Raw genomic sequence first — 25513 nt, 5'->3', positions numbered from 1 at the left:
GCCAGAACCGACACCCCCGAATCGCTCACGGAACGTCACAACTGGTCGGGGGTCCTAAGAAGCCGTCCACGTGCGGGCAGAAACGATCTGTCAGAAGCGCGCGTCACGCGGGAACACTGAACAGTAGGTGGAAGGCCCTCGGGCCAGCCTCTATGATCGGCACACTTTCCTGACACTTTCCTGCACGGACACGGCCCGGTGGCCGCCCCCAGGGCTCGACTTCGCTCGAGCAGGGGGGCACCCCCCTTCACCCGGCCGGCCATTCCGATGAGACCCATCCGAAGAACGAGTGCACTGCGGGAGCGAGCGGTGAGCGGAACGTCCGAAGGGCCGACGCCCGCGGCAGACCTCATCGGGGCAGCCGTGACAGAGAGTAATCAACAGCCATCCCCCGGTACCGCGGCGCCGCCCCACCCCGCCGCCTACGCAGCCTTCTCCGCCGCCCCCCTGGCGATGGCCGTGGTGGACCGCGAGGGCCTGGTGACCGGTGCCAACCCGTCCTTCGCCGACCTGCTCGGCACGACCCCCGAGGACCTCCCCGGGGCGGTCGCCGCCGATCTGGTGGACCTCGCGTCCGACGCCCGCACCTGGCACACCTACCGCGAGGTGCTGCGCGGCCGGCAGGCCGAACTGAGCTGCACGCGCCGCATCAAGCACCAGGACGGAAGCTCCCTGTGGGCGCAGGTCACGGTCGCACCCCTGCCCGGCGCGGAGCCCGGCGGCGTTCTGCTGTCCGTCGCCGACATCAGTTCCCAGCGCGAACTCCAGGCGCGGCTGCGGCACTTGCAGATGCACGACCTGGTGACCCGGCTGCCCAACCGCACCCTGTTCTTCGAGCGCCTGACGGCCGCGCTGGAGGTGGAGTCGTACGACGAGAGCGGCACCACCGGCCGAATCGGCCTGTGCTACCTGGACCTTGACGGTTTCAAGGCGATCAACGACACCCTCGGCCACCGGGTCGGCGACAAGTTGCTGGCCGCCGTGGCCGAGCGGCTCACGCACTGCGCCGAGGAGGCGGGACAGGCCAGGTCGATCCCGCCCCTGGTGGCCCGGCTCGGCGGTGACGAATTCGCCCTGCTCGTCGAGGACTCGACGGGCACCGAACAACTGGCCGACCTCGCCGAGTCGGTGCTCGAGTCCCTGCGCGCCCCCTTCGACGTCTCCGGCCGGCGGCTGTCGGTGTCCGCCTCGATCGGCGTCGTGGAACGCCACGCGGCCGGCACCACCCCGACCGCCCTGATGCAGGCCGCCGACACGACGCTGTACTGGGCGAAAGCCGACGGCAAGGACCGCTGGACGCTCTTCGACCCCGAACGCAACGCCCACCGCATGACCCGCCAGGCCCTCGCCTCCACCCTCCGGCCGGCGATCGAGCGCGGTGAGTTCGCCCTGGAGTACCAGCCGTTGGTGAGCATGGACGACGGCCGGTTGCGCGGTGTCGAGGCGCTTGTCCGCTGGAATCATCCTCAGTTCGGCGTACTGGCGCCGAATCGGTTCATCGGACTGGCCGAGGAGGACGGTTCGATCGTGCCGCTCGGCCGCTGGATCCTGGAGACCGCCTGCCGCCAGGCGCAGTCCTGGCAGGTGGCCCACCCCGACGAGCCGCCGATCTTCGTGAGCGTGAACGTGGCCGTCCGCCAGGTCTGGGACTCCGACCTGGTGGCGGACGTGGCCCGGATCCTCGACGAGACCGGACTCGCCCCGCATCTGCTCCAGTTGGAGCTGACCGAGTCGGCGGTCATGGGCTCGTCCGGACGTCCGCTCCAGGACCTCCAGGCCCTCAGTGACATGGGCGTACGCATCGCGATCGACGACTTCGGCACGGGCTACTCGAATCTCGCGTACCTCAGCCGGCTGCCGGTCTCCGTCCTGAAGCTGGACGGCTCCTTCGTACGGGGCTTCCAGTACGAGAGCGACAACAGCGCGGCCGTGCCTCCGAACCCGGCCGACGAGGTCGTGGTCGAGGCGATGATCCAGCTGGCCCACCGGCTGGGTCTGACGGTCACCGCGGAGTGCGTGGAGACGCTGGCGCAGGCCTCGCGGCTGCGGCGGATCGGCTGCGACACCGGCCAGGGGTGGCTGTACTCGCGGCCGGTGTCGCCGGATCGTATCTCCGAGTTGCTGGGCGTACGGGTGTAGCCGATCGGGTCAGGAGGTCGGCAACCCGTAGGCGTCCGCGATGAGTTCGTAGGAGCGCAGGCGTACGTCCATGCCGGGTGCGTTGCTCGTGATCATCAACTCGTCGGCGCCGGTGCGCTTTTGGAGGTCGTCGAGGCCGGAGCGGACCTCGTCCGGGGTGCCGTGGATGACGTTGGCGTTCCAGGAGTCGGCGAACTCGCGCTCCATCGGGGTGAATTCGTAGGCCCCGGCTTCCTCGGGCGCCGGGATGAGGCCGGGGCGGCCGGTGCGCAGGCGGACCATGCCGAGGGCGGCGGCCTCGACCTGGCGGCGGGCCTCCTTCTCCTCGTCGGTGGCGAGCGCGGAGACGCCGATGAGGGCGTATGGGCGGTCGAGGACGGCCGAGGGCCGGAAGGACTCGCGGTACAGGTCCAGGGCCGGGATGGTGTTCCGCGCCGAGAAGTGGTGCGCGAAGGCGAAGGGCAGGCCGAGGACCGCGGCGAGGCGGGCGCTGAAGCCGGAGGAGCCGAGCAGCCAGAGCGGGGGCCGGTGCGGGGACTGGACGCCGCCGGGTGACGTCGCCTGGACCGGGCCGGGGACGGCGTGGATACGGCGGTAGGGGTGGCGGTCCGGGAAGTCGTCGTCGAGGAAGCGGGTGAGTTCCGCGAGCTGCTCGGGGAAGTCGTCGGCGCCCTCGTTGAGGTGGTCGGTGCGGCGCAGGGCGGCCGCCGTGGCGCCGTCCGTGCCGGGGGCCCGGCCGAGGCCGAGGTCGACGCGGCCGGGGGCCAGGGCCTCCAGGGTTCCGAACTGCTCCGCGATGATCAGCGGGGCGTGGTTCGGGAGCATCACGCCGCCCGAGCCGAGGCGGATGCGGGTGGTGTGGGCGGCCAGGTGGGCGAGGATCACCGCGGGGGAGGACGAGGCCACGCCCGGCATCGAGTGGTGTTCGGCGACCCAGTAGCGGTGGAAGCCCCGGGCTTCGGCGAGGCGGGACAGCTCGACGCTGGTGCGCAGGGCTTCGGTGGCCGTGTGCCCGGAGCTGACCGTGACCAGGTCCAGTACGGAGAGGGGGACGGGGGCGGTGCCTTGGGCTGTGCCCCGGATCTCGTCCGCCGTGCCCCGGATCTCGTCCGCCGCGCCCCGGGTCTCGTCTGCCGCCACGTGTGCCTCCTGCGGTTGTGCCGTGCGGTGTCCGTCCGGCGTTAACAGGAGGGTGGCTCCGGTTTATTCCCGCCGCTGTCCCTGAGGGCGGAACCCTCAGGGACGGTGGCCGAAGGGGGCACTACGCCTGGACGAGCGGCTCCCTCGTGAACAGTGCGCCCAGTGCCGGAGCGTTCACGCGGCGGGCCGTGAGCCGCAGGGCCTCCCAGACCGTGACCTGGTTGGCGGTGAGGACCGGCTTGGAGAGGTGCTGCTCCAGGGCCGGGATGTGGGACGCGGTGTGCAGGGCCGTGTCCGGGAGGAGGATCGCCTCGGCATCGGGGTGGCCGGCCTCCTTCGCCAGGGCGAACACTTCCTTCTCGCCCCAGGTGCCGACCTCCGCCGCCGTGATGATGCCGGACCCCCGGACCGACACCACCTCCACATCTGCGGCGCGCAGGAAGTCCGAGAAGAGACCCGCCACGTCGTCGGGGTACGTCGCGCCGATCGCCACCCGCCGCACCCCGAGCTCGCGGACCGCGTGCGCGAAGGCGAAGGACGTCGACGACGCCGGCATGCCCGCCGCGACGGCCAGGGTGCGCACCTGCTCGTGGGCGCCCTCCCAGCCGTAGACGAAGCTGCCGCTGGTGCACGCCCACACGACCGCCTCGGCGCCCGTCAGCCGCAGTTCCTCCACGCCCTTCGCGAGGCGCTCGGCAGAGCCCATCTGCAGCAGCGCGTCCACCCGGTGCGCGTCCTCGCCGATGTCGGTGTGCACCAGGTCGAGCCGGATGTCGCTGGCGAGCAACTGCTCGATGCGTGGATAGTCGTCCTCGGCGGAATGGCCCGGGTAGAGGAATCCGAGTGCCGTCATGTCAGCCTTCCTGCTGCTTGCTGCTCCTATTGCTGTTCCTGCTCTGGTACATCCGGTACTTCCGGAAGTGCCGCACCGCCACGCGCCGCCGGATCGATCAGCGCCTGATACGGCCCCACCGCTCGGGTACCCAGTCGGCGCAGCGCAGCCCACATGGTCACCTGGTTGGCCGAGAGCACCGGGATGCGCAGTTCCGCCTCCAGCTGGGGGATCACGTCGTACGTGGGGAGGTTGGTGCAGCTGATGAAGAGGGCGTCGGCGGCACGGCGTACGGCCTGGCGGGCCATGTCGGCCACATCGCGGTACGGCACCTTCCAGATGTGCCGGGTCAGCCCCATGAAGGCACACCCCGTGACCACGGTCCCGGCCTCGGCGACGTACTCCTCCAGCGCCCGCGTCACCGACACGGTGTACGGCGTCACGATCGCCACCCGCCGTACGCCGAGCTCGGCGAGCGCCTCCAGGAGCGCGCCGGACGTGGTGATGGAAGGCACCGCGCCCGCCCGGGTCATCGCCTCGCACATCGCCCGCTCGCCCGCGATGCCGCCGACGAAACTGCCGGAGGTGCAGGCGTAGGCGATGACCTCGGGGGCAATCGCGTTCAGGGTGCGCACGCCCTCGCTCAGCGTCTCGTGCTCGCTTACCAGGCGGGCCAGATCGAGGCTGACCTCGACCGGGACGAACGGTGTTCGGGTCAGGTGCAGCGAGACCTCGTCCGGCACCCAGCGCCAGAGTTCGCGGTCCAGCGCGAAGTCGAAGGGGGCCACGACGCCGACCCCACGCTGGGGTCGCGGTCCGCCGAGGAAGGAGATGTCCAGGGAGCTCATTGCAGGCACCGCCCTCACTACGAGAAACAGGTGAGCAACGGACCGTACGCATGCCCGTGTTGACGAAGGTAGGTTCGGGTGCGAGCGTGGTCAAACCTCGCATGTCAGACGGCCATCCGATCCAGCAGAACTCCGCGAATCGCCCCCGCAGACCCCCGGAGAGACGACCCCGTATGACGGCACCCACCCCCGGTCCGACACCCGCCTCCGACCCCCGGCCCGACCGCCGGGCCGACGCCCCGCCCACGCTCCTCGTCCTCGACGCCGAGCCCCTCCCCCGCCTCGGCCGTCTCACCGGTCGCGCCCGCGTCGAGCACGCGGACGAGTCGACCCTCGCCGAGCGGCTGCCGCACGCCGACGTGCTGCTGGTCTGGGACTTCACCTCCCACGCCGTACGGCACGCGTGGCCCGGCGCGGGACCCCGGCCGCGCTGGGTGCACACCGCCAGCGCCGGCGTGGACCATCTGATGTGCCCGGAACTCACCGAGTCCGACACCCTCGTCACCAACGCGCGCGGGATCTTCGACCAGCCGATCGCCGAGTACGTCGCGGCGCTGGTGCTGGCGATGGCGAAGGACCTGCCGAGAACCCTGGAGTTGCAGGGCGCCCGGGAGTGGCGGCACCGGGAGGGGCAGCGCGTCGCCGGCACACGCGCGTGCGTGGTCGGATCCGGCCCCATCGGCCGGGCGATTGCCCGCACGCTCAAGGCCCTGGACATCACCACCGCGCTGGTCGGCCGGACCCCGCGGACCGGCATCCACGGCCCCGACGACCTCGACCGGCTGATCGCCCGAGCCGACTGGGTGATCGCGGCCGCGCCGCTCACCGACCAGACGCACGGCATGTTCGACGCCCGCCGCTTCGGCGTCATGCAGCCCTCCGCCCGGTTCATCAACGTCGGGCGCGGACAGCTGGTGGTGGAGGACGACCTGGCCCAGGCCCTCACCAAGCGCTGGATCGCGGGGGCCGCGCTCGACGTCTTCGAACAGGAACCCCTCGCCCCCGAGAACCCGTTGTGGCAGGTCCCGAACCTGATCGTCTCGCCGCACATGAGCGGGGACACGATCAGCTGGCGGGATCAACTCGGAGTTCAGTTCGTGGAGTTGTACGAGCGGTGGGAGGCGGGCAGACCGCTGCAGAACGTGGTCGACAAGCAGCGTGGGTACGTACCCGGACGCTGATGTCTACGGCTGGAGGGCGACGCATGACGGATCTCACCGAACTGACCGCCGTACAACTCCTCGACGGCTACCGCAAAGGAGAGTTCAGCCCCGTCGACGCCACCCGAGCGACCCTGGAGCGGGCCGAACGGATCCAGCCGGAGGTCAACGCCTTTGTGCGCCTGACCGCCGAGGAGGCGCTCGCGCAGGCCGGCGCGTCGGCGGACCGTTGGCGGCGCGGCGAACCGGCCGGGCTGCTCGACGGGGTTCCGGTCACCGTGAAGGACATCCTGCTGATGCGCGGCGGACCGACGCTGAAGGGCTCGAAAACCATCTCCGAGACGGGGAGCTGGGACGAGGACGCCCCCTCCGTGGCCCGGCTGCGCGCCCACGGCGCCGTCTTCCTCGGCAAGACGACGACCCCGGAGTTCGGCTGGAAGGGCGTCACCGACTCACCCCAGTCCGGCGTCACCCGCAACCCCTACGACCCGACCCGCACCGCGGGCGGCTCCAGCGGTGGCGCGGCGGCGGCCGTGGCGCTCGGCGCGGGGCCGCTCGCGCTGGGCACGGACGGCGGCGGCAGTGTCCGTATCCCGGCGGCGTTCTGCGGCATCTTTGGCCTGAAACCGACGTACGGCCGTGTCCCGTTGTACCCCGCGAGTGCCTTCGGCACCTTGGCGCACGTCGGCCCGATGACCCGTGACGCGGCCGACGCGGCCCTGCTCCTGGACGTCATCGGCACGCCCGACTCCCGCGACTGGTCGGCCCTTCCGTCGGCGCCGGGTTCCTTCGTGTCGGGCCTGGCCGGAGGGGTGCACGGGCTGCGGGTCGCCTACTCGCCCTCGCTCGGCGGGCAGGTGGCGGTGCGCCCGGCTGTCGCGGCGGCGGTACGGCGGGCGGTGCAGCGGCTGGCGGGGCTGGGCGCGTTCGTCGAGGAGACCGACCCCGACTTCACCGACCCGGTGGAGGCCTTCCACACCCTGTGGTTCACCGGCGCGGCCCGGGTGACCCAGCATCTGGGCCCGCATCAGCGGGAGTTGCTCGACCCCGGCCTCAGGGAGATCTGCGACACGGGGGCCCGCCTCTCCGCGCTCGACTATCTGGCCGCGGTGGATGTCCGCATGGAACTGGGCCGCCGTATGGGCCACTTCCACGACACCTACGACCTGCTCGTCACCCCGACCCTCCCGCTCACGGCCTTCGAGGCGGGCGCCGAGGTCCCGAAGGGCTCGGGGCATCGCAGGTGGACAGGCTGGACGCCGTTCACGTATCCCTTCAACCTGACCCAGCAGCCGGCGGCCACCGTCCCCGTCGGCACGGACGGGGACGGTCTGCCGATCGGTCTGCAACTCGTGGCCACCCGGCACCGGGACGATCTGGTGCTACGGGCGGCTCACGCGCTGTACGAGACCGGTTGGGCCGGCCTCACACCCTCCGGGACCTGACGGTCGTACCGGTGTCGATCACCTCGAGGGGCGCGCCCGGGCGACGCGTCACTCGAGGCGCCGGAACCTCAGGGACTCTCCCAGCGCTCCTGCCCGCCACAGGTCGTTGCAGCCCTGGGCCAGTTCCTCCAGGCCCTCCACGATCTGGCCCCAGACGATGCCGGGCACCCAGCCCACGTCGCCGTTCAGGAGCAGGTTGTTGCGCTCGTAGAACAGGGCCAGGTCGACCACCGTCGTGCCGGGGCGGACCTCACGGTCGTAGCCGTAGGACTTGGTGCCCAGTTCCGTTCCCGCGAAGGCGAAATAGCACAGATCGCCCGGAATGGGGGTGACTGTCGGGTTTTCCAGCGGCGGCTCCGTTTCCGCGAAGGGCGGGAAGAGGGCGTAGATCTCGTTGCGGGCGTACTTGGCGTGGTAGACGTCGCCGGTCAGGGGCAGGGCGTCCCAGACGGCCGCGCAGGTGAGCGGGGCTCGGTCGTCCAGGAGTTTTGCGGTGCAGTGGATGCCCCGCTTGACCAGCGACACCTCGATGAACCGTTCAGTCATGCATTCAAGGGTGCATACATCGCATGGTCTCGGGTAGCCGCGCCGCCATGGCTCCACCTATGGAACATGTCCGAACACAAGTCGAACACAGATCCGGGACCACACGCCGGTCGCTGCTCGCGGGGGTGGCGGCGCTCGGCGCGCTGGGCGCGGCAGGCTGCTCACGCGTGGCAACCGCCTCCACCAAAAGAGGCGGCGAGCTGCTCGACCGGCTGCGCGCCGCCGGTGTCGTACGGCTCGGAATCGCGGGTGAGATTCCCTTCGGGTACATCGACAAGAACGGTGAACTCACCGGTGAGGCCCCCGAGCTGGCGAGGGTCATCTTCAAGCGGCTCGGCGTGGACCGGGTGCAGCCCGTGCCCACCGAGTTCGGGTCGCTGATCCCCGGGCTGAACTCCCAGCAGTTCGACGCCGTCGCCGCCGGGATGTACGTCAATCCCGAACGCTGTGAACAGGTCATCTTCTCCGACCCCGACTACCAGATGCTCGATTCCTTCATCGTGCGCAAGGGCAACCCGAAGGGGCTGCACGACTACAAGGACGTCGTCGAGAAGAAGGCCAAGTTCGCCACCGGGACCGGCTATGCCGAGATCCAGTACGCCGTCGAGGCGGGGTACAAGGAGAGCGACATCCTCATCGTCCCGGACCAGGTCGCGGGGCTGAACGCGGTCGAGGCGGGACGCGTGGACGTCTTCGCCGGTACGGCGCTGACCACCCGTGAGGTCGTCAAGAAGTCGGCCAAGGCTGAGTCCACCAAGGCCTTCGCGCCCCTCGTCGGCGGCAAACCGCACGTCGACGGCGGCGCGTTCGCGTTCCGGCAGACGGAGACCGCGCTGCGGGACGCCTTCAACGTCGAGTTGCACAAGCTGAAGAAGAGCGGCGAACTGTTCCGCATCCTCAAGCCCTTCGGCTTCACCGAGGCAGAGATGACCGACCTCACCGCGAAGGAGCTGTGCGGCGGAGGGAAGAGCGGATGACCTCGGGACTCTGGGAACTCGTACTCCAAGGAATCTGGATCACCGTCCAGCTGCTGGTGCTGAGCACACTGGTGGCAACGGCGGTCGCCTTCGGGGTCGGCATGGCCCGCACGCACCGGCTGTGGATAGTCCGCTTCCTCGCGGGCGTCTACACCGAGGTGTTCCGCGGGACTTCCGCCCTGATCATGATCTTCTGGGTGTTCTTCGTGCTGCCGGTCGCCTTCGGCTGGCAGTTGGTGCCCCTGTGGGCGGGCACGTTGGCACTCGGGCTGACCTACGGGGCGTACGGCGCCGAGATCGTGCGCGGCGCCCTCAACTCCGTCGATCCGGCGCAGCGTGAGGGCGGCATCGCGCTCAGCTTCACGCCGTGGCAGCGGATGCGGCTGATCATGCTGCCGCAGGCGATACCGGAGATGATCCCCTCCTTCAACAACCTGCTGGTGGAGCTGCTCAAGGGCACCGCACTGGTGTCCGTCATGGGCATGGGCGACCTGGCCTTCAGCGCCAACCTGGTGCGCCTCGCGCTCCAGGAGAGCGCGGAGATCTACACGTACGTCCTGGTGATCTACTTCGTCATCGCCTTCCTCCTCACGCGGGGGATGCGCGGACTGGAGCGCAAGCTCAAGGCCGGTGTCGGCAAGTCCGTCGGGCGTACGCCCGACCAGGAGCTGCACCGTCCTGAAACGACCGGCGTCGGCGCGGGAGGTGCTCTCTGATGACCTGGGACTGGGGCGCTGTCGCCGACTTCATGCCGCGTTTCTGGGACGGACTGCTGCTCACCCTGCAGATCCTGGCCCTCGGCTCGCTGATCTCGTTCGCGCTGGGCCTGGTGTGGGCGCTGCTGATGCGCGCACCGAGCCGGTTCGTGCGCTGGCCGGTCGGGGCGGTCACGGAGTTCATCCGCAACACCCCGCTGCTGGTGCAGCTGTTCTTCCTCTTCTACGTGCTGCCCGAGTGGGGCATCACAGCCTCGGCGCTGACCACCGGTGTCTTCGCGATCGGGCTGCACTACTCGACGTACACGATGCAGGTCTACCGGGCCGGCATCGAAGCGGTGCCCGTCGGCCAGTGGGAGGCCGCGACGGCACTGAACCTGCCGGTGACCAGGACGTGGCGGGTGGTGATCCTCCCGCAGGCGATCCGCCGGGTCGTGCCCGCACTCGGCAACTACGTCATCGCGATGCTCAAGGACACACCCATCCTGATGACGATCACGGTCATGGAGATGCTCGGCCAGGCGCGGCTGTTCGCGCAGGACACCTTCCAGTTCACCGAGCCCCTGACGGTCATCGGTGTGGCCTTCATCTTCATCGCCTACCCGGCCTCCCTTCTCGTACGAGCCCTGGAGCGACGCCTTGTCCGCTGACACCCCTCTCATGAAAGATCCCGACGCGAGCGCCAATCCGCCGGTGGACGGCAGCGAACTGATCCGCTTCGACCACGTCACCAAGCGCTTCGGGTCCAACACGGTCCTCGACGGCCTCGGCTTCTCCGTCGAGTCCGGCAAGCACGTCACGCTGATCGGCCCGTCCGGCTCCGGCAAGACGACGATCCTGCGGCTGCTGATGACCCTGCTCAAGCCGGACGAGGGCACCATCACGGTGGCCGGGGACAAGCTCTTCCCGGCACCCGAGAAGCAGGTCCGCGAGGTCCGCAAGAACATCGGGATGGTCTTCCAGCAGTTCAACCTCTTCCCGAACATGACCGTGCTGCGGAACATCACCGAGGCCCCGGTCACCGTCCTCGGCCTGCCCAAGGACGAGGCGGAGGCGCGCGCCCGCGAGCTTCTCGACCTGGTCGGCCTCGCCGACAAGTGCGACGCCCGCCCGACCCAGCTGTCCGGCGGCCAGCAGCAGCGGGTGGCGATCGCGCGGGCCCTGGCCATGCGGCCGCAGATACTGCTGCTCGACGAGGTGACCTCCGCGCTGGACCCGGAGTTGGTCGCCGGCGTCCTCGACGTGCTGCGGGACATCGCCCGCACCACCGACATCACCATGCTCTGCGTGACCCACGAGATGAATTTCGCCCGGGACATCTCGGACCAGGTCCTGATGTTCGACTCCGGCCGGGTGATCGAGTCCGGCAGCCCGGAGAAGATCTTCAACGACCCCGAGAACGACCGCACGAGGGAGTTCCTCAGCGCTGTGCTGTGACTTCGGGACCGGCCAGTGATGTGGGCATATGCCAGAGTGCTGCTACCGCAGTCGAGGGCGTCGCAATCTCGTCAACGACCGCTCACTACAAGCCTCTTGCCCGTTATCGTGAAGGAGATTGGCTGACACGAACCCGGCCCAATGAGAAGCGACGTGCGACCGCAGGGGGAACCGTGGCGCTGCAGCACGAGCCGACGACGCCGTACCACTCGGCCCAGGACGCCCTGCGCGTCCTGGAGACCGTGGCGCGGCACAGCACCGGAGTCACCGACACCGAGCTCGCCCGGCACACGGGCATCGACCCCGAGCGCCTGACCGGCCTCCTGCTGATGCTGCGCCGCGAGGGCTACGTGGAGCAGGTGGCCGACGGCGCGTACGTCACGGGCGAGGCACTGGCCCGCCTCGGCTCCGCGCAGGGCCGCGAGCAGGCCCTGCGCGAGAACCTCCAGCGCACTCTGGACCGGCTGCGCGACTCGGTCGGCGCCGCCGTCTACATCAGCCGGTACGTCGACGGCGAGATCAAGATCGACCAGTACGCGGCGGGGCCGGCCACCCCCGTGGTCAACGAGTGGGTCGACTTCCGCTTCTCCGCCCACGCCACCGCGATCGGCAAGAGCCTGCTCGGCCAGCTCGACCACAACGGCCGGCGCGATCATCTCTCCCGCCACAAGATGGCCCGCCTCACCTCGCGCACGATCACCAGCGACCGGGTCCTGCTCTCCCGCCTGGAGTCCCAGCCGCCGACGGTCCCCCACCTCGACCTCCAGGAGTACGCGGTGGGCACGGTGTGCGCGGCGGTCCCGATCACGGCCGGGTCGTCGGTGGGCTGCCTGGCCCTGTCGCTCCCGCTCGAGCACGCCCACCGGCTGCGCCAGGCGGCGGACGCCCTGAACCGGAACGCGGCGCCGGTGCTGCTCAGCCTCGCCATCTGACGGTGGTCGGAAGCACCCCCGCGGACCAGGTAGTATTTTCTCCGTCGCCAGCCGCGAGAGCACGAAATGCGCGGTCGGCGCGAGTCATGCGCCGCTAGCTCAGTTGGTTAGAGCAGCTGACTCTTAATCAGCGGGTCCGGGGTTCGAGTCCCTGGCGGCGCACCGGTGAAGGGCCTCTCGTGGGAGCGGGAGGCCCTTCGGCGTCTTCCAGTCTCCGATACGCCTGCTCGCCGGGCGGCCGCCACCACACCGGGTCGGCGCACCGCACCCCCTCCGTCCGCAGCCGCGCCCGGTGAATCTTGTTCGTGGCCGTGACCGGCATCCGCTCCACCACCCGCACGAACCGGGGCGCCATCTTGGTCCCGAGATCGGGCTGAGCGGCCAGGAAGTCCGCGAAGGCCTCCGGATCGAAGGTCCCGGCGATCGTCGCCATCACCTGGTCCCCGGTCACCGGATCGGGCACGGCGTACACGGCGACGGCCACCGCCCCCTCGTACCGCGCGAGGATGTTCTCGATCATCGCGGCGGCCAGGTTCTCGCTGTCCACGCGGATCCGGTCGTCCGTGCGGCCGGCGAAGTAGAGATAGCCGTCACGGTCCCGGTAGAAGAGATCACCGGTCCAGTACCAGCCGTCCCGCCGCCGCTCGGCCTCCGCCTCGGGATTGCGCCAGTACCCCTCGAAGGGGTTCGGCCCCCGGTTCACCAGCTCCCCTATCGCCTCCTCGCCATTCAGCAGCCGCCCTGCCGGATCGAAGACCGCGGGCGGGCACTCCTCCCGCGTCCGCGCGTCCAGGACGACGAGCCCGGGCCCGGCCCGGCCCACCGCCGCCCGGGGAGCCCCGGGCACCCACGGGATCGCGGCCCCGCCCTCGGAGGAGCCGTACCCCTCCACCAGCCGCACGCCGAACCGCCGCTCGAAAGCCATGGCGTCCTGCGCCCCCGCCTCCGTCCCGAAGCCGAGCCGCAGCGGATTGTCGCGGTCGTCCGGGCGGGGCTCGGTGGCGAGGAGGTACTGGATCGCCCGGCCGACGTAGGTGAAGTACGTCGCCCCGTACGCCCGTACGTCCGCCAGGAACCCGGACGCCGAGAACCGCCGCCGCAGCGCCACGCCCGCGCCGGCCGTGAGGGCGGGTGCCCAGTCGGCGATCACGGCGTTGCCGTGGAACATCGGCATGCAGACGTAGTGCACGTCGTCGGGCCGGACGCGGAACTGGTCGGCCAGCGAGCGTCCGGCGGCGGCCAGCCGTCCCTGGGTGCAGATCGCGGCCTTGGGCGCGCCGGTCGATCCGGATGTGAAGTAGAGCAGGAGCCGGTCGTGCGGGGCGGCACGGGAGGCGTCGGGCCGCGCGCCGGCATACGGGGCGAGCAGGGCGTGGTACTCCGCCGAGTCGGTCAGCAGCAGGCGTACGCCGGGCAGGTCGAGGCCGGTGAGCAGGGGCAGGTGGGCCCGCTCGGTGACCAGCACCCGGCACTCGGTGTGCAGGATGTCGCGGGCGAGTTCGGCGCCGCGGCGGGTGGGGTTGATCCCGGCGACGGCGGCCCCCGCGAGGGCGGCCGCGCTCAGCCACAGGGGGTACTCGGGGGTGTTGTCGAGCAGCACCCCGATGTGCGGCTCGGCGCCGGGCGGCAGCAGGTCGGCCAGCAGCGCCGCCCGGACGGCGGCCCCGGCCGCCATCTCGTGCTGCGTGAGCATCCCGCCCTCGAACCACAGCCCCGGCCGGTGGTCGTCCCATCGTGCCGCCACGAGCTCCGCGACCGTGCGCCCCGTAGTGGACTCCATGGCGGCGCACGGTAGTTGATGCTCCGTCAGATGTGGAGGGTCAGAAGCCGCTCATCGGGTCCGTGCCCGAGGACATGTCCGAGTAGGTGCTCATGAAACCGGCGCAGAACACCACGACCACCCCGAGGAACACGAGGATGCCGGCGGTGGCCGCCGCCTGCCTGGCGTGGCCCGGCGCATGGGCCGTGGCCACCACCTGAGCGCCCTCGGCGTAGTGGACGGTGACGAGGTCCCCCTCGACCCTCGCCCCCGGCCCGCCCTCCTCCTCGAACCGGACGAGGCGGCCGTCGCGCGCGACGAACTCGTACACGTGGTGCAGGGTGGTGTGCACGGACGTGTTGCCGTGGCCGCCGCTCACGGTCGTGTACGACCGCAGACAGCGTGCCTGCGCGGTCAGCCCGCTGTTCCACGCCCTGCGCATCTGCAGCGAGCGGAACACCACCCGGTACGCCACGAAGAGGGCCACGGCCATGATGAGACCGGGTATGACGTAGAAGATCGCGTCCATGGTTCATCCCCCGAGGTCGGTGCGCCGACCCCGATGGGCCGGCGTGGGAGTGATCTACCCACGCCGGCCGGGGTTCTGACTCAAGAGAACCTCAGAACGTGACGTCCGAGCAGGCGTAGAACGCGTTGCTCGTGTCGGCGATCGTCCACACCGCGAGGATGACGTGGTGACCGCTCAGCCCGGACGGCAGCCTGCCACTGTGCGAGAGCGTGGACGGCGGCCGCTGCCCGTTGTACGGGACCGTGAAGAACGGCGTGAGGTTGAGGTCGGACCGGGACAGGTTGTGGTTCTGGTTCCAGCCCGGCTTGGTGACGTAGTACCGGAAGTCGGTCGTGGCGTGCATGGCCGTGAACTGCCACCGGAAGGTGTAGTTCTGACCGCCGGTCACCCTGGTGGTGGGCCAGGCGCCGCCGGACGGCGTCTTCGGCGCGCTGAGCTGGCTGAACTGGCCCAGCCCGCCGTTGCATATCGACCCGTCGGCCGGGCCGGAGCCCGGGAAGCCCTTGGGGCCCTCGACGCTCTGCGGCTCCCACTGGATGGACCCGCAGTTGGTCACGGTGCCGTTCTGACAGAGCTTCTGACGGCTGATGGGGAGGTCGGTGTAGCCGTGGCTGGACGCACCCCCGGCGGAGAGCACGAGGGCTCCGGCCGTGGTGAGTCCGAGTGCGGCGGCGGACAGCTTGGTCTTTCTGCGCATGCTGCTGCTCCTGGGAACGTGGGGGAAGTTCGGCGAGCTTGCAGGTCTAGACCAAGTCTCAGATTATTGCTGACTGTTGAACATGTCCATACCAATCGAGGAACACGTTCGCCGTACCGTCACGTTCGCGCCGTCAGACGGCCGTCTCCCCCCGCCCCGCGCAGAACGCCACCGTCAAGTCCTTGACCAGTGCCTTGCGTTCGTAGTCGTCGAGATCGACCAGGCCCCGCATGGTCAGTGTCGTCACCGTGTCCTCCACCGAGTCGACGACCGAGGTGAGCATGGTCGCCCGGGCCTGCGCGTCCAGCGCGGCGATACGGCGGCGGTGCATGGCGGCGGCGACCTCGGGGGCGTACTCCACCCGCACCGGCCGCACCGAGAACACCTCCAGCCCGACCGCGCCCGCGTCCCGCACGACCGTCCGGGTCAACGCGTCCGCGGTCACCTCGGCGGAACCCCGCGTGGCACCCGGCATCTCCACCGGCACCCGGGCGAGCGCCGCCTCGACGCACTCGCGCAAGTAGAGCTCGTGATCCTCCACCCCGAGCGTCGCCCGCGCGGTGTCCCTCACCCGCCACACCACCAGGACGACGGCCCGCAGCGCGACCCCGTTGCCGTCCGCCGCCTGCATCGCCTCACTGCGCCAGTGCCGCAGCCGTACGTCGACCCGGCGGCGCAGCAGCAGCGGGTTGACCCACAGCAGGCCGGTGCGCCGGACCGTCCCCTGATAGCGGCCGAACAGCCCGAGCACCCAGGCCCGCCCGGTCCGCCCCCGCGCGAGCCCGCCCAGGCCGACGCACCCCAGGGCTCCGGCCCCCGCGTACGCCGCCCACTGCGCGGGACCCAGTCCGGCACCCGCGGACGCGGGCAGCCGCAGTGCCTCCATCGCCAGCTGCGGCAGCACCCCGGCCCACCACGAGGTGGCCAGGCACCCGGCCGCCCCGCAGGCACCGGCGAGCACCCCCGCCGCCCCGGGCAGCACGCGCGCGGGCCGCTCCACCAGGTCGGGGTCGACCTCCGGCGCGGGACGCGGCTTCGGCTGCATCGGACGGCGCAGGCGCGGCTGCTCCCCCGTGCCCTGCCGGCGCGCCACGACCGTCGGCCGCAGCGGCACCGACACCGGTCCCGCCTCGTCGCGGAACAGCAGATGGACGGGGATCTCGGTGGTCACCTCGTTCTGGATCAGCCTCGCGGGCCGGGCAGGCACGTCGGCCGGCCCCTCGAATCCCGCGAGCCCCTCGGGTTCGGGCGTGTGAGAAGTGGTCGTGGTCATGCGTGCCTCCAGCCTCCGCGCCAGATGCGTCACAACAGTGGTTGTCGGACTGCGGCGTTACGAGAAGAGCCGCCGCCAGGTCTCGGGCCCCGGAAGGCCGTCCGCCGCGCCGCCCCGCCAGCCCTGGGCACGCTGGAAGGCCTCGACGCCCCGCCGGTCCGCCTCGCCCCAGCGCGGTCCCGGCCCGGTCTTGTAGTGCTTGCCGAACCCCTTCTTCACCAGCTGCCTGCCGAGCCGGGTGACGTACTCGTTGTCGGCGCCCGGCCGGAACATCGCCCGCCCCGGATAGCCCGGCACGCCGTGCGACGCCGGCTGCGCGCGCCCGGCCGCCCCGCCCGGCACGTCCTTGCCCTTGCCCGTCACCAGCAGCAGCCACGTCTGCGGCCCGGGCAGCCCGGCCGCGTCCTGGCCCTGCCAGCCCTGCGCCTGCTGGAAGGCCTGTGTGGCCCTGCGGTCCGCGTCCGTCCAGCGCGAGGCGGGGCCGGACGTGTAGTACCGGCCGGCGCCGCGCTCGACGAGGAGCCGGCCCAGCCGGTCGACGTGCTTGTTGTTGGCCCCCGGGCCGAAATACGCCCGTCCCGGGTACGCCGTCGCGCTCGGCGGGGCCCCGGGAGCGGCCGGCTCGGGGGTGGTCGGCTGGGCTGTGGTCGGCTGGCTGGTCGCCGGCTCGGTGGGGTCCTGCTTCGTGCTGTCCGGCTTCGTGATGTCCGGCTTCGCGGTGGCCGGCTTCGCGGTCCCCTCTTTCCCGGTCTCCTGTTTCCCGGTCTCCTGTTTCCCGGTGGCCGGTTCCGTCTCCGTCGTGGCGGTCTTGAGCCCCTTGTAGCGGTAGGGCACATAGCGGTCGGAGTGGCTCGAGTAGGCGTACGGGGTGGTCTTCCGGCGGGCGTGCGGCGGTGTCGACTCGTAGGCGACGTAGTAGGTGTGCGTGTGGTCCGTCCAGCCGCCGAAAATGACGACGTGCGAGCCTTTCTCGGGGTTCGCCGGATTGTGGAACAGCAGAATGTCGCCGGGCTGCAGGTCCTTCTTGGTGATGCGTACGCCGTACTCGTGGAGGCTGCCGGTCCATTCGTTTCCGGGCAGGTTCCAGGCCATCGAGACGAAGCCCGAGCAGTCCTGCCGGTATCCGTCCGACCAGTACTTGGACATGCTGTACGGAACCTTCGCGGTGACCCATTTCTTGGCCCGCGTGATGATCTCCGCGCGGGTGGTCGCGGGTGTCTTGACCGGGCCGACCGGGCCGACCGGGGAGACCGGCTGTCCACCCGGCCCGTGCAGCGGGGCCCGGCCTCCCTGGGGTGTAGCGGGGTCGTCACCTGCGGGAACGCCCGGACGTTCGGTGACGTGGGGGGCGGCGAGGGCTGGAGCCGTATGGCCTACGGCGAGGGTCGTGGAGGCGGCTGCGGCCAGGATCAGCGCCCGGTGGGCGGCCGGGTGGCGGCCGGTCGCGGAATGCGGCAGAACGCGTCTCCAGTGAACGCATCCCGGGCAGTCACAGTCACTCGCAGGGTCGAATTCCTCGAATACCGGAGTCCGAGTCTCCATGCGATTCCCCTCACACTCCAGTTGGATATCTCCGCGGCAGTACACCTCGCCAGTCTCACAACTGTCTTCCGGACTCGCATGTTGACGGTCCGAATGGTTTACGCCCGCCCCGGAGCCCCCGGCCGCCCCGTCCTCACGGTCAGGACCACCCCCGCAGGTCATGTAGAGTTACGCCGTCAGCAAGCGCCGCTAGCTCAGTTGGTTAGAGCAGCTGACTCTTAATCAGCGGGTCCGGGGTTCGAGTCCCTGGCGGCGCACCGACAGTGGAAGCCCCTCGTGCAAGCGGGGGGCTTTTCGCGTGTTTGGCCGGATACTCTCTGGTCATGGCAGCGCGTGACCTCCAGGAGCGGATCAAGAAGCTCATCATCGACCGCCGGCTGGCCTCCGGGGCCCCGCTGCCGACGGAGCCCGAGCTGATGACTCATCTGGGTGCCAGCCGCAACTCCGTGCGCGAGGCGCTCAAGGGGTTGCAGGCGATGGGCATCGTCGAGATCCGGCACGGCTTCGGGACGTATGTCGGGACCATGTCACTGGCGCCGATGATCGAGGGCCTCGCCTTCCGCACGGTCGCCGGGCACTGCCGGGGCGAGGACACCCTGCTCCAGCTGGTGCAGCTGCGGGAGGCCGTGGAGACGGGGCTGGTGTCCCGGCTCGCGGGGCGGCTCCCGGACACCGACCTCGTTGAACTGGATGCGCTCGTCGACCGTATGGAGGAACAGGCCGCGCGGGGCGGTGACGGCATCGCCGACACCGACCGGGCGTTTCACGCCACCCTCTACCGGGGGCTGGACAACGCGCTGCTGGGCGAGGTCATGGAGGCGTTCTGGGACGCCTTCCACCGCGTCCACACCGATCTCGGGGGTGCCCCGCAGGATCCGCTGGTCACGTGCCGGCAGCACCGGGAGATCGTGGACGCGGTGCGGTCGGGCGATGCGATACGAGCGGAGGGAGCCATACGAGAGCACTTCGGCAACATCCGCGCCCGGGTATCCACGACGGGTACACAACACCCCCACAGGTGCCCCAATGAGCGCGTATGACCGGTAAACACCTCGTTTCGCATCTTGCGATCATGCGGTACGGCGTAGAACTCTGGTGATGGTTTTTCAAGATGCTGCGGATACGCGGCAGTTGGGGGGCAAGGAGCCGGTTGCCGGTTTTCGCCGGGGGTAGGGGCCCCGTTCATGACCGCATGCCGAGGGGGGCATGATGCAACCGGAAGGTCGCTGTTCCATGTCTAAGGTGTGGAAGACGTGGTGACTGCGGCCCACCACTGATACGTCTGTGAAGGTCGAGGGGGACTGGAGCAGCCGTCAAGGAACCGACAGACACGTGGGGTTACCCGCGTGTGGGGGGATGACTCATGACGTCGACGCCGACGGGCGCCCGGCAGAACTTCGACCCGTCTCAAACCACCCAGCTAAGGGTGCCTTCGCATACCCGGACGGGTGCGTTCCGCCGGATCAAGAAGACGCTGCCGAAGTACGACTACGAGCACTACAGCCGGCTGGCCGGTCCCCTCACCCAGCCCGACCCGAACAAGCCGTACCGGGTCGAGTACCGCTCACTGATCTCGCAGGAGCCGCACCGGATCAGGGTCGCGCTGATGCTGGCGGCCGCTCCGCTGCTGTCGCTGGTCCTGCTGTTCTGGCTGCTGCAGCCGGAGCACTGGACCGAACGGGACTATCCCGCCTTCGACTTCCTGCCCGCGCTCGACATCGTGATGCTCGTCTCGATCGGTCTGATCGAGTTCTTCCGCTGCATGAACGTGCTGTCGAACGCGCACGCCACGCTCGTCGCCCGCGACCCGATCCCGGTGGTTCCCGAGACCGGCACGAGAGTGGCCTTCCTGACCTCCTTCGTGCCCGGCAAGGAGCCGCTGGAGATGGTGACGAAGACCCTGGAGGCGGCCGTGAAGCTGCGCCACCGGGGCCTTCTGCACATCTGGCTGCTCGACGAGGGCGACGACCCGGAGGTCAAGGAGGTCTGCAAGCGGCTCGGCGTCCACCACTTCTCCCGCAAGGGCGTCGCCAAGTGGAACCAGGCCAAGGGCCCGCACCGCGCCAAGACCAAGCACGGCAACTACAACGCCTGGCTGGACGCGCACGGCGACGACTACGACTTCTTCGCCTCGGTCGACACCGACCACGTGCCGCTGCCGAACTACCTGGAGCGGATGCTCGGCTTCTTCCGCGACCCGAACATCGGCTTCGTCATCGGCCCGCAGGTGTACGGCAACTACGACAACTTCGTCACCAAGGCCGCCGAGTCCCAGCAGTTCCTCTTCCACGCCCTCATCCAGCGCGCCGGCAACCGCTACGGCGCCCCGATGTTCGTGGGTACGTCGAACGCCGTACGTATCAAGGCGCTCAAGCAGATCGGCGGTCTGTACGACTCGATCACCGAGGACATGGCGACCGGTTTCGAGATCCACCGCCACAAGAACCCGGCGACGGGCAAGAAGTGGCGCTCGGTCTACACGCCGGACGTGCTCGCCGTCGGTGAGGGCCCCAGCGCCTGGACGGACTTCTTCACCCAGCAGATGCGCTGGTCGCGAGGGACGTACGAGACGATCCTCAAGCAGTACTGGAAGGGCTGGTACTCGCTGCCGCCGAGCAAGCTCTTCAACTACACGATGATGATCATCTTCTACCCGATGTCGGCCCTGAACTGGATCCTGGCGGCGCTGAGCTGTGCGCTGTTCCTGGGCCTGGGCGCCTCGGGTGTGAACATCGACCCGACGATCTGGCTGATGCTCTACGGCAACGCCTCCGCGCTCCAGATCGGTCTGTACGTCTGGAACCGCCGCCACAACGTCTCGCCGCACGAGCCCGAGGGCTCCGGCGGCGTGGCCGGCATGGTGATGTCCGCGCTGTCGGCGCCGCTGTACGCGAAGGCCCTGATCGACTCCGCGCTGCGCAAGAAGAGCAAGTTCGTGGTCACTCCCAAGGGCGATTCCGCGAGCCCCGACAGGTGGTTCGGGACCTTCCGTTACCACTGGTACTTCATCGGAATCTTCGGCGCCTCGATCACCGCCGGTTTCGTGTACGGCCACTCGCACCCGGCGATGATCATCTGGGCGACGTTCGCCATGCTGATCACCGCGACGCCGATCTTCGCCTGGCGCTACATGCTGCGGCAGGAGAGGAAGAAGCCCGCCGCGACGGTCCCGGCGCAGCCTGTGCCGGCCCAGCCCGCGCCGTACCAGCCGGAGACGCAACCGCTGCCCGCGCAGCACGCGTCCCATGCCCCGCACGCGGCCCACGCGCCGCAGCACAAACCGAGTTGGGCCGCCTCGTCCGGCAGCGGCACCGACCAGACCATGCAGATTGCCCTTGGTGGACTTGGGGGACGTAAGGAATGAACGACCGTGCAGGCCGCCGCCGCGCCCGTCGACTCGCGATAGGTACGGCGGTGGTGCTCGCGCTGGCCGGAATGAACGGGCCGTGGCTGTATCGCGTCGGCACCGAGAAATACCACCAGTACCAAATCAACAGACCCGAGTACAAAGCCGAGAACGGCAAGTGGGAGATCGTCGAATTCCCCGAGGAGTACCGCCTCAACACGATCCACGCGGCGCTCCTGCACACCGGCAAGGTGCTGCTGATCGCGGGCTCGGGCAACAATCAGGACAACTTCGACGCGAAGAAGTACGACACCCGGATCTGGGACCCGGTCAAGGGCACGATCAAGAAGGTGCCGACGCCGAACGACCTGTTCTGCACCGGCCACACCCAGCTGTCCAACGGCAACCTGCTGATCGCGGGCGGTACGAAGCGGTACGAGAAGCTCAAGGGTGACGTCACCAAGGCCGGCGGCCTGATGATCGTCCACAACGAGAACCCGGACGAGCCGATCACGCTGCCCGCGGGCACCAAGTTCACCGGCAAGGAGAACGGCAAGACGTTCGTCTCCAAGGACCCGGTGCTGGTGCCGCGCGCGAAGAAGGTCTTCGACAAGGCGACCGGCGAGTTCCTGCGCAACGACCCCGGCCTCGGCCGGATCTACGTCGAGGCGCAGAAGAAGGGCGCCAAGTACGAGACCGGCACCCAGGACAACTACCGCATCCAGGGGCTGTCCGGCGCCGACGCGCGCAACACGTACGGCATCGCGCAGAAGCTCGCCCTCGACAAGAAGGACTTCCAGGGCATCAGGGACGCCTACGAGTTCGACCCGGTCGCCGAGAAGTACATCAAGGTCGACCCGATGCACGAGGCCCGCTGGTACCCGACGCTCACCACGCTCGGCAACGGCAAGATCCTCAGCGTCTCCGGCCTCGACGACATCGGCCAGCTGGTGCCGGGCAAGAACGAGGTCTACGACCCGAAGACCAAGAAGTGGACGTACCTGACGAAGGTACGGCAGTTCCCGACGTACCCGGCGCTGTTCCCGCTGGAGAACGGGAAGATCTTCTACTCGGGTTCGAACGCGGGCTACGGTCCCGACGACGTGGGCCGCGACCCCGGCATCTGGGACGTCGACACCAACAAGTTCAGCAAGCTGCCCGGGCTGAGCGACCCCAAGCTGCTGGAGACCTCCGGCACGGTGCTGCTGCCGCCCGCGCAGGACGAGAAGTACATGGTGATCGGCGGCGGTGGCGTCGGCGAGTCCAAGGAGGCGAGCGAGAAGACGCGGCTGATCGACCTGCAGGCCGACAGTCCGAAGTTCGCGGACGGGCCTTCGCTGGAGAAGGGCACGCGGTATCCGCAGGCCTCGGTACTGCCGGACGACACCGTGCTGGTGTCGGGTGGCTCCGAGGACTACCGGGGCCGCGGCGACTCCAACATCCTCCAGGCGCACCTATACCGGCCGGGCGCGACGGAGTTCGACCGGGTCGCCGATCCGCTGGTGGGCCGTAACTACCACTCGGGGTCGATCCTGCTGCCCGACGGCCGTGTGATGTTCTTCGGCTCGGACTCGCTGTACGCCGACAAGGCCAACACCAAGCCGGGCAAGTTCGAGCAGCGGATCGAGATCTACACGCCGCCGTATCTGTACCGGGACGCGCAGCCGTCGCTGTCGGGCGGTCCGCAGACCATCAAGCGGGGCGGGACGGGCACGTTCACCTCGCAGCACGCCTCGTCCATCGAGAACGTACGGCTCATGCGGCCGAGCGCGTCGACGCATGTCACGGACGTGGACCAGCGGTCGGTGAAGCTGGACTTCAAGAAGTCCGGTGACAAGATCACGGTGGATGTGCCGACGAACCGGAATCTGGTTCCGTCGGGTTGGTACATGCTGTTCGTGACGGATGATCAAGGGACGCCGTCGAAGGCGCAGTGGGTGAAGGTGCCGTAGATGCAGCAACGCTCCCGCACCTTGTTCTTCGGGTGCGGGAGCGTTGTGGCTTGTCGCGCAGTTCCCCGCGCCTTTAGGACGTTGCCTTCGCGAGGCCCAAGGCGTACTGGGCCCACCACTCGCCCGCCTTCGGGCCGCCCTTGCACTCGCCGTCCGACTCGCCCGGGCGCTTGACCCACACGTACGCGTCGACCAGCGGGTCGGCGGTCTTGGTCGTGGGCGTCTCCCCCAGTGCGCGGCCCGGCGGGTTGCACCAGCGCTCGTCCGGGTTGCCCTCGGTGTAGGGGCCGTTGCCGTTGCGGCTGGTGTCGATCACGAACGGCTTGTTGCCCACCTTGGCGGAGAGCTCCTTGCCGTATTCGATCGAGTCCTCGGTCGTGTAGAAGTTGGAGACGTTGACGGAGAACCCGTCGGCCTGGTCGATGCCCGCCCGCTTCAGGGGCTCGAAGATCTGGTCGGGGTGACCCCAGCCGACATTGCCCGCGTCCACGTAGACCTTGGTGTTCTTCAGGGACTTGAGCTTGGTGATGGCGCCCTTGAGGAGGTCGTAGCGCTCCTCGTGGAACTCGCCGGGGGTGCAGCCGTCGACCAGGTGCAGTACCGCGTCCGGCTCCAGGATGACCGTCGTGTCCCGGTCCCCGATGCCCTTGGCCACGCCGTCGATCCAGGTCCGGTAGGCGTTGCCGTCGGCGGCGCCGCCCTGGGAGTACTGGCCGCAGTCGCGGTGCGGGATGTTGTAGAGGACCAGCAGGGCCGTACGGCCCGCCTTGTCGGCGGCCTCGGTGAAGCCGAGTGCCTCCTGCTCCGGGCTCTCCGGGCCGATCCACTCGCCCGTCGGCTGCTCCGCTATCTTGCGGATCTCCTCGGCGTCCTCCTTCTTACCGGCCTTCACATAGGCCGCCACCTGCTCGGCCGCGTTCCCGTCCGGGTTCACCCAGAACGGGTCGGTCTCCTTGGGCTGTTGGCTGATTCCGGCGCCGGCGTTGTCGTCGGGGTCGTCGCCGTCCCCGGAGGACGAACAGCCCGCCATCAGCAGCGCCGCCCCCAGCACCACCGCGGACGTCCGCGCGCGAGCCCCCCGCCAGGCCCCCCTGTTCAGGTACATCCAGCTCCCCCTCGGGTGCACTGTTCCAAGTCTCAATCCTGACATACGTGTCGTGGGGCACACGAGTTCGCCAAGTCTTGTCGGGGAGCTGTTACAGCCACTATGACGGCTGCGACGACGACAGGGGACGCAGGGCGACAGGGGAAGGGGAGGGTGCGGTCATGCACGGGAGGACCCGGGAGATACGGCTGGCAGAGGCGTTGGTGGAGTCGGCGGACACGCTCGTCGACGGGTTCGAGGCCGCGCACTACTTATCGGGCGTCGCCGACCACTGCGTGGGGGTACTGGCCGCGTGGGGCGCGGGGTTCATGCTGATCGACGGCGGGCGGGCGGTGTCGCAGGCGGCGGGCGGCGCGGACCGGGAGGTCGCCTTGGAGCTGCTGCGGGCCCAGTACGGCGGCGGGCCCTGTCTGGACAGTTACAGCTCGGGGCGGCCGGTGCCGCCGGTCTCGATCAGAGCAGCCCGGACGGGCTCCCGCTGGCCCGAGTTCACGGAGCGGGCGCTCGCCCACGACATCGCCACGACGTACGCGGTCCCGCTGCGCCGCCGGGGCCGGTTGCTCGGCGCGCTCAACGTATTCGGCGCCGCCCGCGCCGGCGACTCCCGGTCCGAGGACTCCCGATCCGAGGACGGTACGGCGCTGCGGCTGGCGCAGCTCCTCGCCGACTGCGCGGCCCTGGGGCTGGAGAACAACACGGCGTACGTCCAGTGCCGCACCCTCGCCGGTCAGTTGCAGCAGGCGCTGTCCAGCCGGGTGCGCATCGAACAGGCCAAGGGCATGCTCGCCGAGCGCTGGCGCACTCCCGCGGACCACGCCTTCGTGGCGATGCGGCAGTACGCACGCCGGCGCCGGCTGCCGCTGGACCGGGTCGCTCAGGAGGTCATCGACCGGGTCGCGGACGACGCCGAACTGCGTCGGGAGGCGGGGCCTGCGGACGACGAGGGACGCACGTAGTACCCCCGCGAACTTTCTCTGGGCCCCGGCCGCCATCCGCTCTAGAGTCATTTCCGGACGACCCCAGCCCCCGGTCGGACGAGCCCCCCACTCTGGTCACACAAAGCCTCCCGCGCCGGTCGCCGGGTTACTCCCGCAGCCCGTGCGCGCGCGGTCGAGGACCAGCCCGGTCGGCGACTTCG

General features: G+C 69.7%; 22 protein-coding genes and 2 tRNA genes. 14 read left to right on the top strand and 10 right to left on the bottom strand.

Going from position 1 to position 25513, the window contains the following annotated elements; genetic code table 11:
* Window positions 1-309 precede the first annotated feature (309 nt).
* Window positions 310-2139: a putative bifunctional diguanylate cyclase/phosphodiesterase gene (locus OHT51_RS26660; protein ID WP_384187267.1), complete on the top strand. Its 1830-nt coding sequence runs from the start codon at window positions 310-312 to the stop codon at window positions 2137-2139.
* Between the two features lie 9 nt (window positions 2140-2148).
* On the opposite strand, the gene OHT51_RS26655 is transcribed toward OHT51_RS26660, so the two are convergent.
* The 3 genes from OHT51_RS26655 to OHT51_RS26645 form a co-directional block, all read right to left on the bottom strand.
* On the bottom strand, window positions 2149-3279 hold the full coding sequence (locus OHT51_RS26655) for an LLM class flavin-dependent oxidoreductase (protein WP_328881440.1): 1131 nt from the start codon (window positions 3277-3279) through the stop codon (window positions 2149-2151).
* Window positions 3280-3400: 121 nt separating this feature from the next.
* Window positions 3401-4132: a maleate cis-trans isomerase family protein gene (locus tag OHT51_RS26650; protein WP_328881439.1), complete on the bottom strand. Its 732-nt coding sequence runs from the start codon at window positions 4130-4132 to the stop codon at window positions 3401-3403.
* Between the two features lie 26 nt (window positions 4133-4158).
* Entirely contained in the window at window positions 4159-4950 is a 792-nt protein-coding gene (locus OHT51_RS26645) for a maleate cis-trans isomerase family protein (protein ID WP_328884444.1), read from the bottom strand.
* Between the two features lie 182 nt (window positions 4951-5132).
* Here OHT51_RS26645 and OHT51_RS26640 point away from each other — a divergent pair, with 182 nt between their 5' ends.
* Together OHT51_RS26640 and OHT51_RS26635 are read left to right on the top strand one after the other, a co-directional pair.
* Window positions 5133-6140, top strand: a complete 1008-nt coding sequence (locus OHT51_RS26640; RefSeq protein ID WP_328881438.1) for a D-2-hydroxyacid dehydrogenase — start codon at window positions 5133-5135, stop codon at window positions 6138-6140.
* Between the two features lie 23 nt (window positions 6141-6163).
* Window positions 6164-7564 carry an amidase gene (locus OHT51_RS26635; RefSeq protein WP_328881437.1) on the top strand — a complete coding sequence of 467 codons (1401 nt, stop codon included), beginning with the start codon at window positions 6164-6166 and terminating at the stop codon, window positions 7562-7564.
* Between the two features lie 48 nt (window positions 7565-7612).
* On the opposite strand, the gene OHT51_RS26630 is transcribed toward OHT51_RS26635, so the two are convergent.
* The gene (locus tag OHT51_RS26630; protein WP_328881436.1) at window positions 7613-8110 is read right to left on the bottom strand and encodes a DUF3830 family protein; all 498 of its coding nucleotides are present in this window, start codon (window positions 8108-8110) and stop codon (window positions 7613-7615) included.
* 47 nt (window positions 8111-8157) lie between these two features.
* On the opposite strand from OHT51_RS26630, the gene ehuB reads away from it, so the two are divergent.
* The 6 genes from ehuB to OHT51_RS26600 all read left to right on the top strand — a co-directional run bounded on the left by ehuB (window position 8158) and on the right by OHT51_RS26600 (window position 12334).
* Window positions 8158-9087, top strand: a complete 930-nt coding sequence (ehuB, locus tag OHT51_RS26625) for an ectoine/hydroxyectoine ABC transporter substrate-binding protein EhuB (protein WP_328881435.1) — start codon at window positions 8158-8160, stop codon at window positions 9085-9087.
* Window positions 9084-9803 carry an ectoine/hydroxyectoine ABC transporter permease subunit EhuC gene (gene ehuC, locus OHT51_RS26620; protein WP_328881434.1) on the top strand — a complete coding sequence of 240 codons (720 nt, stop codon included), beginning with the start codon at window positions 9084-9086 and terminating at the stop codon, window positions 9801-9803. The genes ehuB and ehuC overlap by 4 nt, the downstream gene beginning before the upstream one ends.
* Window positions 9803-10453, top strand: a complete 651-nt coding sequence (gene ehuD / locus OHT51_RS26615; RefSeq protein ID WP_328881433.1) for an ectoine/hydroxyectoine ABC transporter permease subunit EhuD — start codon at window positions 9803-9805, stop codon at window positions 10451-10453. The genes ehuC and ehuD overlap by 1 nt, the downstream gene beginning before the upstream one ends.
* A 10-nt stretch (window positions 10454-10463) precedes the next feature.
* The gene (gene ehuA, locus OHT51_RS26610; RefSeq protein WP_328881432.1) at window positions 10464-11240 is read left to right on the top strand and encodes an ectoine/hydroxyectoine ABC transporter ATP-binding protein EhuA; all 777 of its coding nucleotides are present in this window, start codon (window positions 10464-10466) and stop codon (window positions 11238-11240) included.
* A 173-nt stretch (window positions 11241-11413) separates the two neighbouring features.
* Window positions 11414-12172 carry an IclR family transcriptional regulator gene (locus OHT51_RS26605; RefSeq protein ID WP_328881431.1) on the top strand — a complete coding sequence of 253 codons (759 nt, stop codon included), beginning with the start codon at window positions 11414-11416 and terminating at the stop codon, window positions 12170-12172.
* 88 nt (window positions 12173-12260) lie between these two features.
* Window positions 12261-12334, top strand: a tRNA-Lys gene (locus OHT51_RS26600).
* Here OHT51_RS26600 and OHT51_RS26595 read toward each other — a convergent pair.
* From OHT51_RS26595 to OHT51_RS26575, 5 genes are all read right to left on the bottom strand, one after another.
* Complete coding sequence (locus tag OHT51_RS26595) at window positions 12300-13952, bottom strand: long-chain-fatty-acid--CoA ligase (protein WP_328881430.1); 1653 nt, start codon at window positions 13950-13952, stop codon at window positions 12300-12302. The genes OHT51_RS26600 and OHT51_RS26595 overlap by 35 nt on opposite strands.
* Window positions 13953-13992: 40 nt before the next feature.
* Window positions 13993-14460 carry a hypothetical protein gene (locus OHT51_RS26590; RefSeq protein WP_328881429.1) on the bottom strand — a complete coding sequence of 156 codons (468 nt, stop codon included), beginning with the start codon at window positions 14458-14460 and terminating at the stop codon, window positions 13993-13995.
* 91 nt (window positions 14461-14551) lie between these two features.
* A complete protein-coding gene (locus OHT51_RS26585) occupies window positions 14552-15157 on the bottom strand; it encodes a lytic polysaccharide monooxygenase auxiliary activity family 9 protein (protein WP_328881428.1) in 606 nt (201 codons plus the stop codon).
* A gap of 133 nt (window positions 15158-15290) precedes the next feature.
* Window positions 15291-16430, bottom strand: coding sequence for an SPFH domain-containing protein (locus OHT51_RS26580; protein ID WP_328881427.1), 1140 nt, complete (start codon window positions 16428-16430; stop codon window positions 15291-15293).
* A 57-nt stretch (window positions 16431-16487) separates the two neighbouring features.
* Entirely contained in the window at window positions 16488-17972 is a 1485-nt protein-coding gene (locus OHT51_RS26575) for a peptidoglycan-binding protein (protein WP_328881426.1), read from the bottom strand.
* Between the two features lie 183 nt (window positions 17973-18155).
* On the opposite strand from OHT51_RS26575, the gene OHT51_RS26570 reads away from it, so the two are divergent.
* The 4 genes from OHT51_RS26570 (at window position 18156) to OHT51_RS26555 (ending at window position 23270) form a co-directional block, all read left to right on the top strand.
* Window positions 18156-18229 (top strand) — tRNA-Lys (locus OHT51_RS26570).
* 66 nt (window positions 18230-18295) lie between these two features.
* The gene (locus tag OHT51_RS26565) at window positions 18296-19012 is read left to right on the top strand and encodes a FadR/GntR family transcriptional regulator (RefSeq protein WP_328881425.1); all 717 of its coding nucleotides are present in this window, start codon (window positions 18296-18298) and stop codon (window positions 19010-19012) included.
* 323 nt (window positions 19013-19335) lie between these two features.
* Window positions 19336-21336 (top strand): glycosyltransferase family 2 protein, encoded by a 2001-nt coding sequence (locus OHT51_RS26560; RefSeq protein ID WP_328881424.1) that lies wholly within the window; start codon window positions 19336-19338, stop codon window positions 21334-21336.
* Window positions 21333-23270: a kelch motif-containing protein gene (locus tag OHT51_RS26555; protein ID WP_328881423.1), complete on the top strand. Its 1938-nt coding sequence runs from the start codon at window positions 21333-21335 to the stop codon at window positions 23268-23270. The genes OHT51_RS26560 and OHT51_RS26555 overlap by 4 nt, the downstream gene beginning before the upstream one ends.
* A gap of 73 nt (window positions 23271-23343) precedes the next feature.
* On the opposite strand, the gene OHT51_RS26550 is transcribed toward OHT51_RS26555, so the two are convergent.
* Window positions 23344-24375: a glycoside hydrolase family 6 protein gene (locus OHT51_RS26550; RefSeq protein WP_328881422.1), complete on the bottom strand. Its 1032-nt coding sequence runs from the start codon at window positions 24373-24375 to the stop codon at window positions 23344-23346.
* Window positions 24376-24536: 161 nt separating this feature from the next.
* Between OHT51_RS26550 and OHT51_RS26545 the strand changes: the two genes are divergently transcribed.
* Complete coding sequence (locus OHT51_RS26545; protein WP_328881421.1) at window positions 24537-25331, top strand: GAF and ANTAR domain-containing protein; 795 nt, start codon at window positions 24537-24539, stop codon at window positions 25329-25331.
* Window positions 25332-25513 lie beyond the last annotated feature (182 nt).

This window comes from Streptomyces sp. NBC_00299 (assembly GCF_036173045.1).
In the GTDB taxonomy this organism is placed as follows: Bacteria; Actinomycetota; Actinomycetes; order Streptomycetales; family Streptomycetaceae; genus Streptomyces; species Streptomyces machairae.
The sequence above is the reverse complement of the archived record's forward strand: the minus strand, read 5'-3'. Positions and strand labels throughout refer to the sequence as shown.

Coding starts and splice junctions, on each gene's coding strand:
- OHT51_RS26630 (WP_328881436.1), bottom strand. CDS start 8,110: ATGACTGAACGGTTCATCGAGGTGTCGCTGGTCAAGCGGGGCATCCAC.
- ehuD (WP_328881433.1), top strand. CDS start 9,803: ATGACCTGGGACTGGGGCGCTGTCGCCGACTTCATGCCGCGTTTCTGG.
- OHT51_RS26635 (WP_328881437.1), top strand. CDS start 6,164: ATGACGGATCTCACCGAACTGACCGCCGTACAACTCCTCGACGGCTAC.
- OHT51_RS26575 (WP_328881426.1), bottom strand. CDS start 17,972: ATGGAGACTCGGACTCCGGTATTCGAGGAATTCGACCCTGCGAGTGAC.
- OHT51_RS26590 (WP_328881429.1), bottom strand. CDS start 14,460: ATGGACGCGATCTTCTACGTCATACCCGGTCTCATCATGGCCGTGGCC.
- OHT51_RS26565 (WP_328881425.1), top strand. CDS start 18,296: ATGGCAGCGCGTGACCTCCAGGAGCGGATCAAGAAGCTCATCATCGAC.
- OHT51_RS26560 (WP_328881424.1), top strand. CDS start 19,336: ATGACGTCGACGCCGACGGGCGCCCGGCAGAACTTCGACCCGTCTCAA.
- OHT51_RS26550 (WP_328881422.1), bottom strand. CDS start 24,375: ATGTACCTGAACAGGGGGGCCTGGCGGGGGGCTCGCGCGCGGACGTCC.
- OHT51_RS26595 (WP_328881430.1), bottom strand. CDS start 13,952: ATGGAGTCCACTACGGGGCGCACGGTCGCGGAGCTCGTGGCGGCACGA.
- ehuA (WP_328881432.1), top strand. CDS start 10,464: ATGAAAGATCCCGACGCGAGCGCCAATCCGCCGGTGGACGGCAGCGAA.
- OHT51_RS26650 (WP_328881439.1), bottom strand. CDS start 4,132: ATGACGGCACTCGGATTCCTCTACCCGGGCCATTCCGCCGAGGACGAC.
- OHT51_RS26555 (WP_328881423.1), top strand. CDS start 21,333: ATGAACGACCGTGCAGGCCGCCGCCGCGCCCGTCGACTCGCGATAGGT.
- OHT51_RS26545 (WP_328881421.1), top strand. CDS start 24,537: ATGCACGGGAGGACCCGGGAGATACGGCTGGCAGAGGCGTTGGTGGAG.
- ehuB (WP_328881435.1), top strand. CDS start 8,158: ATGGCTCCACCTATGGAACATGTCCGAACACAAGTCGAACACAGATCC.
- OHT51_RS26640 (WP_328881438.1), top strand. CDS start 5,133: ATGACGGCACCCACCCCCGGTCCGACACCCGCCTCCGACCCCCGGCCC.
- ehuC (WP_328881434.1), top strand. CDS start 9,084: ATGACCTCGGGACTCTGGGAACTCGTACTCCAAGGAATCTGGATCACC.
- OHT51_RS26580 (WP_328881427.1), bottom strand. CDS start 16,430: ATGACCACGACCACTTCTCACACGCCCGAACCCGAGGGGCTCGCGGGA.
- OHT51_RS26585 (WP_328881428.1), bottom strand. CDS start 15,157: ATGCGCAGAAAGACCAAGCTGTCCGCCGCCGCACTCGGACTCACCACG.